This is a genomic window from Dellaglioa sp. CoH-57-MRSF-20 (genome assembly GCF_056781955.1).
The window spans coordinates 1-882 of record NZ_JBXAXV010000028.1; the positions used below are offsets into that span (position 1 = coordinate 1).

Here is an 882-nt window from a genome sequence, read left to right on the forward strand (position 1 = left end):
GAACAAGAATCCGGCACTTACTGCGGCATCATCGAAAAGCAGTTGATCACAGCCATTTGCCCTCTGCGCGCCGGACGCGGTTGCATGTGGAAACATCGGGAGTCCGGACGATGCATGTTTGGAACAAGGTTGGCAGACGACGTTGATGAGGACATGACTATGAACGAATACGCGACCATTGTCGGTCTCCCACCAGTTGACGAAGCGCTACAGCCGTTGATGATACGCATCGTAACTGAGCGCCCTCGATAAGAGATTACTGAGTAAGTTAGCTATAGTAAATAAATCGCAACTACTCACAAAAACAAACAAAACCTTATTTCGGCCTGTGCTCGCTCCACGGGCCTCAAAATTTTTGGAGTACTACTCAAATGGGTATCAAGAAACTCACCCTCGCTGATCTCGACGCACAAGCAACCGGACCGATCTGGTGCGTGAACTCGGCAGCTGCATCGAAGTACGAACTGTCCGGCAACGTCGTTCTCGACATTCCGCACACCAACGGCGCAAAGTCTGACCCACTGGTGATCCGCCAAACGTGGCTTCCTATCGACGTGAGCGCGCGTTTTGGACGTGCCCGCGTTCTTCAATCCACTCAGTTCCGTACCGCAGTAGTCAACGGCTTGATCTCGCTTATCACCGAAGACGACGCGCAGCGAATCATGCAGCAGGAAGGCGCACGGGAAGAAGAAAAGCGTCTGCTCAGCATCGAGAACCATGTGAAGGCACAAGGCGCTCCGAAGTCGATCGCGGACTCGGCACTGGAAATCCGTGGTGAGAACAACGAAATTCTGCGTGATGACGTGGACGTTGAGGTGTTCGGTGCTGACGATGGCTACAGCACCGTTAACGTGGCAAAGGCCGCGAAAGCAGGTCTGGAAC

Annotated in this window: 2 protein-coding genes; both read left to right on the forward strand. The window is 53.4% G+C overall.

The features are described from left to right. Positions 1–252 (forward strand): hypothetical protein (locus AC1RPN_RS07855; RefSeq protein ID WP_481763660.1); only part of this gene is annotated, 252 nt, incomplete at its 5' end. 119 nt (positions 253–371) lie between these two features. Next, on the forward strand, positions 372–882 hold a 511-nt coding region (locus AC1RPN_RS07860; RefSeq protein ID WP_481763661.1), incomplete at its 3' end, for a hypothetical protein.